The organism is Candidatus Cloacimonadota bacterium (assembly GCA_020532355.1).
Classification (GTDB): domain Bacteria; phylum Cloacimonadota; class Cloacimonadia; order Cloacimonadales; family Cloacimonadaceae; genus UBA5456.
Genome location: JAJBBD010000164.1, coordinates 20,572 through 28,277 on the forward strand (window position 1 = coordinate 20,572; position 7,706 = coordinate 28,277).

A 7,706-nucleotide genomic window follows, 5' to 3' on the forward strand; every position below is an offset into this window, starting at 1 on the left:
TGGTAGATGCAATAATAGAATGTGTTAACTGCTGCAATGTTCGTAAACTCGTTGTTAAAACCCTTTGGCGAAGAATACATCCATAACCAGCAGTTTTAGCCCGGAAAATGAATCCAGATCTCCAAATACATCTTCCAAGCCTTTGGTGATTGCATTTATATGGTCTTTTACGATCTTTGCCAAGATAATCTTTGTGCTGGGGTTTTTATCTCCGGTAAAATTGAAGAAACCCATGAATAGCGGCACTTTCGAGATCAGGTTTTCCATCTGAGCACCCTCTAAAATAATGGATTGTTGGATGCCATATTCGATAAATACTTCAGTAATATCTTGCAGAATGCTTTCGTCTTGAATGATAAGCAGCAGCAGTTTGTCCTTGCCCTTATATGCTATTTTTCCAGAGCCATTATCAGCATGAGTTAAAAACTCTTCATACAGGTTAATACGTGTAGTTGCCTGCATTAAAGAAGAAGTAACTCCTGGTTGCTTAAGAATGTGGGAACAAGCAGCTAAATACTGTAAATGCTCGTTACGGCTATTCGTGGGTCCTATAATCGAGACAAAGATATGAGTCTTTTTATGGTCTATCGAATCAAAATAAACACCCTTTTTACAAATAGCCAAACTGATATAGAACTTTTTTAGCCCCTCTATTTGGCAGTGAGGGATTGCAATTCCATTTACAAAACCTGTGCTACCCATAGCTTCCCTAGCTTTTAAAGCTGCATAGATAGTGCTTTCATCAATCTCAACAAAACTGTCGCTGCGTTTATATAGAGCGGCTATCTGTTGCAGAGCTTCATCTTTATCTTTTGCTCTTAGATCTATGCTACAGGTCTCCATTCTGATGGTTTCTGCCAAGTTCATGATTGTCTCCCATTAAGGTTTTTAAGTATAGCCAGTTTGGCAAGAGGTGGTCCCACTATTTCATTAACGAAAACTGACATCAGTACGATATTAATCATCTTTGCAATATCTGCTTTGATGTACTCGGGCGCACTTTGCACTACTGGGGACGCTTGTACAAAAAGTACCAGCCCAATAGCCACCCCAGCCTGTGGGAAAAGACTAAGACCTAGATAGTTGCGCACTTTCTTATCCAATCCTAAAGAAAGAGAACCTAAGTATACTCCACCGTATTTACCCAACATGCGCATTAGGATATAGATGATCCCGGCTAAAAAGATAGAGAAATCGGCAAATACATTTATTCTAAGTTCTGCGCCCGCAATGGCAAAGAAGATGGCGTATAACACAGATGTAAGAGGCTCAAATGAAAAGAGGATGCGTACATGCTTGCTGGATAGATTCACTAAAAGCATACCCAAAGTCATGTTCGCAATAAGCGGTGACAGATGCAAACTTATAGAAATGGATGTACTCAAAAAGATAAAACCCAATGCCAGAATCTTGATCTCGTTCAGATTACGCTTCTTGATTGTGGAATAATGGATGGCAAAGCCCGATATAGCACCGATTACTATAGAATACAAAATCTCACTAATGGCACGCCACAATGCGCTGGAAAGCACCAATTCCGCTTGTCCCATCAGAGACGCAGAGAAAGCAAAAGCCACCGAAAATAGGATAACCGTGCCGGCATCATCTAGCGCTACAATACCATATAGATAGTCTACAAACTTCCCTTTTGCCTTCAATTTCTCTACTATCACTACAGTTGCCGCCGGGGCAGTAGCCGCCGAGATTGCACCCAATACAAAACTGATGTGTTTTGGTAATCCAACAAAAAGGAGTGCAAAAGATACCAGTAGAAATGTAAGCATCATCTGTGCAATAGTAAGAATCAGGATATTCTTACCATATAGTTTAAGCTTATGAAATGAGAATTCACCCCCAATAATAACAGCTATGAAAGATAGAGTAAGCTCGGAGATTACATACAGCATCTCCATGTTTGCGGGTCGTATCAACCTCAGACCACTAGTGCCAATAGCTACTCCAGCCAAGATGTAACCCGTGATAGCGGGGAGTTTGATGCGCTCAGCTATCTGACCAAAGAAATACCCGACCAAGAGCATCAATGCGGCACTAAATATCACGTGATGCGCAAAATAATGTTCGATTAACTGTAATAGATTCAAGGGAATACCACTCTTTGGGAATATCTGAGCAGATATGTATTGTTACATGTGTCGGTCACTGCCGACCCGCTTCTGAAATCTATATATTGTACACATTTTTTCGGCTTTAAGTACCTGTTGAAAAACATTATAGCTCCCTTAAACAATCTATTGTGCAGAATTCTTTTGCCACTGAAGTTGTCAAGGATTATGCCAAATACCTAATTCTGATGCTTAATCATCAGTAGAATAACTCCACCAAAATACTAAGAGTGGAGATATCTTGACAAGCTCTCTGTGAGTATAAATAGCTAGGAGCTGTGAATATGTAAATTCACAGCTCAATGAAAGGAATGAGATTATTCTAAGACTAAGTCCTGCTATTCTGTTTTTTGTGGTTTTACAATTTTGCCCAAGAAAAGGATTTCGTTCGTAGGACGGTGTAAAATCATGCAAAAGAAGGGTTGATCTGCCCTAAATACGTGCAAATCTGGTTGTGGCGATTCAAGCGAAGTCTTGGCAAATCCAATCTGAGTAGCGGCAGCAGCTTCAGTTCCAGTTTCGGTTACCTCTAGAAATGTTTTGTGTACAATATCGGAGATAAATAAACGCTGCCCACTATTCTGGTTAAGAATTCCGGAGAAATCTGCACTAACTGCGTTAAAAGCATCATTTATGCCCAATTTATGGAAGTTTCCAACGAGTTTATCGTAGGTATCTTCAATGCGGAATCGGGGTATAAAAACCATAACTCGTTCTGGTCTTCCCAGTTGTTCAATCCAGCTTTGTGCAAGTTCATAATCCAGCTCGGCACTTATCTTTTCCATATCGTTGGGTATAACAAAGATCATAGATATTTCACGTTCCACATAGGGAAGCTCCACAATCTTACAATCGTTGGTTTGTGCATAAGGGAAGCTGCCTTGTTGTTTCATCATGGGAAGTATTATGTGATGATCGGGATCTTTTTGGGAACTTGTATAAAATCTCTCCTGAATTGTGTTTTCAGCAGGGAACTGTTGTAACCAATCGCTTTTGAAGTAGATGCTGTTTACCAAGATCAAGCCGTCGTTGCTATCTGCTATTTGGCGCTCGGAGACAATATTCTTTATACGATTATTGGTTTGCTTTTCCACCCATAGATTGATAAAATCGGCAGTTTTTTGGGCTTGGCTAAAATCCAAGCTAAAGAGTTCGCTATAAAAGGACTTGTGTAATACTTCAGAGTATTCTGGAACCAGTAGATCCTTGTTTCCCTCGGCATTAAATAGGGCATTGGCGATATTGAATTCGGCATTTTTACGGCTTTTTATTTCTTCTAAAACTTGAAGCGATTGATGGAATTTTGTGTGTTCTTCTTTGGGCGATTCGGTGTAGCCCATTACTTTGGCGATTTCTGTGGCAGTGTTGCCTCTAGCGCCTGTGTATGCCATTCCCATGGCGAGATTTATGCTTGTGGGCGAGATAAACAAGTTTTGTCCCTCAACATTAAGGTTTTTCCACAAATTGAAAGGGAAATCCAGATGCTTTGCCATATTTACACTAATTTCTTCACTGCTTGGCTGGGCTTCGGGGGCTTGTTCTGCCTTATTTTTACTGCATGCAAACATACTTAGCAGCACAACAAGAATTAGCATTAGCTTATGATGTCGAATCATCATTCCTCCATTAATTTCTGTTATATACTTCATAAACTTGGATTAACTCCAATATTTTCTATCTAAAGTGCGGTATTGTATTGCCTCAGAGATATGGTCGCTATTGATATTCTGTGTTCCTTCCAGATCGGCAATAGTGCGAGCCACCTTAAGAATACGGTCAAACACTCTGGCCGAATAGCCCAATTTATCGATGGCATTTTGCATAAGTGCATCACAATCTCTATCTAAGATGCAGAATTTGCGCAGCATCTTACTATTCATCTGACTGTTATTGTAGATGCCCATATCTTCAAAACGCCGATGTTGTATCTCGCGTGCTTTATTCACCCGATGTCGAATAGTAGCGGAGGTATCGCCTGTGGGTAAAGCGCTAAGATCCTTGTAAGCAACAGTAGGTACTTCCACATGAATATCTATTCTGTCCAAAAGAGGACCGGATATCCGGTTGCGATAACGCGCAATGGCTGTGCTATCGCAAGTGCATTCATGATTGGGAATATTTGCGCCAAAATAACCACAAGGGCAGGGGTTCATGCTTGCTATCAACATAAATTCTGCCGGGAACGTAAGGCTCGTGGCTGCGCGGGAAATGGTTACAATACCATCCTCTAATGGTTGTCTGAGAACTTCTAGTACAGAGCGTTTAAATTCGGGTAGTTCATCTAAAAATAGCACTCCTCGATGAGATAAGCTTACTTCCCCCGGTTTGGGGAATGCTCCGCCTCCAATCAGCGCTATATCACTGATGGTATGGTGAGGTGCCCGAAAGGCTCTAGTGGTGAGGATGCCGTTCTTGAAATCCTTCGAGAATCCTGCTACCGAGTGGATCTTTGTAGCTTCTAAGGCTTCGTCCAGTGTCAGCTCCGGCAGAATGGTGGGAACTCGTCTGGCGAGCATGGTTTTGCCACTGCCGGGAGGACCGATCATTAGCAGATTGTGTCCGCCCGCGGCGGCTACTTCCAGGGCGCGCTTAACTTGATATTGCCCTTTCACATCGTGCATATCCAAGGGGAATTCGTTAAGTACCTGGAAGATTTTCTCACGGTCTACTTTTGCTGCTGGAATGCTGGCTTTATTGCGCAGGTATTGCACAGTCTCGGAAAGTGAGGTGACGGGGATCACGCTGATATCTTCAATGATAGCGGCTTCTTCGGCATTTTCGCGAGGTACGATGAGGATGTCCACTCCGTCCCGTTTGGCGGCAATGGCGATCGGCAACACACCATCCACAGGACGCACATTGCCATCCAGAGATAGCTCGCCGATAACAGCAACCTTATTCAAACCAGGATCGGGAATACCATTGTTGTTCATCACCACAGCTAGGGCGATGGGCAGATCCAGCGCAGAAGAATCCTTACGGATATCAGCCGGCGCCAGATTGATGGTATAGCGACTACTCTGGTATGAGATGCCGCTATTGCGCAGAGCGGCAAACACGCGGTCTTTGCTCTCTTTCACTGCATTGGTAGGCATTCCTACGATGTTTACCATGTGTTGCATACTGCCTACTCTATCACATTCTACCGATACTTGCAATGCGTCAATTCCCAAGGTGGTGTATGTGAGTGCGAATCCTACCATTTGCTATTCCTTTTCGAGATCATTATTGTATTATCTCATCAGATTTGATGGGGAGTGCAGCGTCAAGCTTTTTCTTGGATACACCACTCATGGACACGATTGGCCAGGATGCTAACGATATGTTTTCAATAATGTTTTATCTATCCGATAATTGGCACTAGTTTATGTTCCATATCCCTAAAGAAGTACTATCGTAGTTTTACGTCGCTATCATCCTGCACTTGCAGGATGATCTCAAGGTGAACCTTAGCTAAGATCGGCTTAATGCGACGGGGAAGAGCTATGCATTTCGGGATTGTTTACATGATTCATTCATATTGATCGATAAGGGAAAAACGGCTTTATCTACTATTTGGCAAAGACTGATATACCTTTTTTGCGGCATTTATCAAGAAGCCATCATCAGAAAAGCTTGCAATCAATTGAAGCGAGAGAGGAAGATTTTTACTATTTTGTCCATAGGGGAGAGAAATAGTGGGTAACCCGGCATGAGTAAAGGGCAGGCTCATCAAAGGCGAACCGGTGGATTCTAAGCCTAAAGGCGCACAAGATGTAGCGCCGGGAGTGAGGATGAGATTAGCCTTATTCTCGATTAGGGCAGCATGAATCCTATCTCGCAGAAGCTTAGGCAAGGTTTGTAGATGCTTAAGTTCATGATCTTTAATTGTAGATCCATACTCATACAAATCGCGGGAGGCTAAAGAGTAAAGGTCTTGGTATTTGGCATAAAACTTGTGGTGATTGCGGGCAAACTCGGCGGCAATAAGCCGATTGTGCAAATAATTAAGCTGTTCTATATTTTCAAATAATTCAAACTCTACTATTTCATAACTGCCTTTATCTAAGTGATTTAGAATTGAAGAAAAGTAATCCTGATATTCTTGATCTGCCTGTTTTAGGTAAGTTCCTTGCGGTACCAAAATGCGGAGTTTTAGTGTTTTGGGTTCTGGCTGGATGGTCTCTCCCAAAAGTTGGGCAATGTAGGCTACATCTTCAAGTTGGGAAGCGAAAAAGCCCACCTGATCCACACTTTGCGAAAAAGGGAAAACACCGATAGTGGATGTTTTTCCCCAAGAAGGCTTGAACCCCCAAATTCCACAGTATGCAGCAGGGCGGTTTATGGATGCAATAGTCTGAGTGCCCAGAGCCAGGGGACACAATCCTTGCGCTACAGCAGCGGCAGATCCGCTGGAAGAACCACCGGGACTGTACTTTAAGTTAACTGGATTGCGAGTGGGTCCGGGGCTGAAATAGGCAAATTCTGTAGAAACAGTTTTACCCAAAACAATGGCTCCCAATTGCTTAAGTTTATTTACCAGATGTGCCTGAGGGGCAGTAAAAGCCTGGAAAGGGAGTTTAGAACCGGCTTGTGTGGGCAATCCATCTACACTAAAGAGATCCTTAACTCCTACGGGAATACCAAATAATGGAGGTCTTACTTGAGGATCGGGATACAGTTTTAGTAGATGCTGTGCCTCGCCAAGAACTCGTTTCCGCCTATCTGCTTCTGCCAAAAAAGAGTGAATATTAGTATCTTCTGTGGCAACACGTTCAAGCACTTCTTCCAGATATGTAACAAGAGGCAGAGCATCAGTTTTAAACAGAGAGCTAAGCTCTGTAATACTATAATTATGAGAATTTGTAATTAGATAACTCCCGTTTTCTTAAGCTCCAAGATTTCATCTTTGCTTAATGCGAGCATACCGGAATATACTTCCAGATTGTGCTCACCGATCTCAGGCACCTTATCTCGTAAGTGGCTTTCGGGGATTGAGCTCATTTTTATGGGGTTTCCGGCAATCTTGATGGAGCCTGCCAGATTGTCTTCCACTTCCACAATCATGTTTCGGGCTAAAATCTGAATATCGTTCATCACTTCTTCCACGTTGTTTATGGGAGCGCAGGGAATACCTGCAACTTCCAGTATCCTGAGCCATTCACTACTGCTTTTGGTGGCAAAGATGGGAGATAAACAGCGATTTAACTCCTCAATGTTGTCTGTTCGCAGGCGATTTGTAGTAAAGCGAGGATCTGTAAGTAAGGCATTGCTATCTATTGCTTTACAGAAAGTTTGCCACAGGTTGTCGTTGCCCACCGCTACTACGAAGAATTTATCGCTGGCAAGATATGCTTGAAATGGTGCAATAGTGGGATGCCGATTTCCCAAGGGCTGGGGTGCGCAACCTTCAGCTTGATAGCGTACCAGTGCATTCTCCAAAATTGCCACCTGACTGTCTAGCATCGATACGTCGATTTTCTGTCCCATCCCAGTTGAGGTACGATGGTAAAGTGCGGCATTGATGCCAATTGCAGTAAACAGCGAAGCGGTAATATCCCCTAGTGACATGCCCACACGAGTGGGATCGCAATTAGGATGCCC

At 42.9% G+C, this 7,706-nt stretch carries 6 protein-coding genes; all 6 read right to left on the reverse strand.

Annotated features, from left to right (window positions below; all coding sequences use genetic code 11):
* Nucleotides 1–54 precede the first annotated feature (54 nt).
* Nucleotides 55–867, reverse strand: a complete 813-nt coding sequence (locus LHW48_05985) for a PTS sugar transporter subunit IIA (protein ID MCB5260009.1) — start codon at nucleotides 865–867, stop codon at nucleotides 55–57.
* Nucleotides 864–2,102, reverse strand: a complete 1,239-nt coding sequence (locus LHW48_05990) for a cation:proton antiporter (GenBank protein MCB5260010.1) — start codon at nucleotides 2,100–2,102, stop codon at nucleotides 864–866. Before LHW48_05990 ends, LHW48_05985 begins: the two co-directional genes overlap by 4 nt.
* 359 nt (nucleotides 2,103–2,461) lie before the next feature.
* Nucleotides 2,462–3,772: a serpin family protein gene (locus tag LHW48_05995; GenBank protein MCB5260011.1), complete on the reverse strand. Its 1,311-nt coding sequence runs from the start codon at nucleotides 3,770–3,772 to the stop codon at nucleotides 2,462–2,464.
* A 9-nt stretch (nucleotides 3,773–3,781) separates the two neighbouring features.
* Nucleotides 3,782–5,326, reverse strand: coding sequence for a YifB family Mg chelatase-like AAA ATPase (locus LHW48_06000; GenBank protein ID MCB5260012.1), 1,545 nt, complete (start codon nucleotides 5,324–5,326; stop codon nucleotides 3,782–3,784).
* Nucleotides 5,327–5,667: 341 nt separating this feature from the next.
* Nucleotides 5,668–6,885 (reverse strand): amidase, encoded by a 1,218-nt coding sequence (locus tag LHW48_06005; protein ID MCB5260013.1) that lies wholly within the window; start codon nucleotides 6,883–6,885, stop codon nucleotides 5,668–5,670.
* Nucleotides 6,886–6,971: 86 nt separating this feature from the next.
* A partial coding sequence (locus LHW48_06010; protein ID MCB5260014.1) for a CoA transferase occupies nucleotides 6,972–7,706 on the reverse strand: 735 nt, incomplete at its 5' end.

What these genes read in the sequence shown, in the direction of transcription:
- LHW48_05985 (MCB5260009.1), bottom strand. Translation starts at nt 867, where the DNA reads ATGAACTTGGCAGAAACCATCAGAATGGAGACCTGTAGCATAGATCTA.
- LHW48_06000 (MCB5260012.1), bottom strand. Translation starts at nt 5,326, where the DNA reads ATGGTAGGATTCGCACTCACATACACCACCTTGGGAATTGACGCATTG.
- LHW48_05995 (MCB5260011.1), bottom strand. Translation starts at nt 3,772, where the DNA reads ATGAAGTATATAACAGAAATTAATGGAGGAATGATGATTCGACATCAT.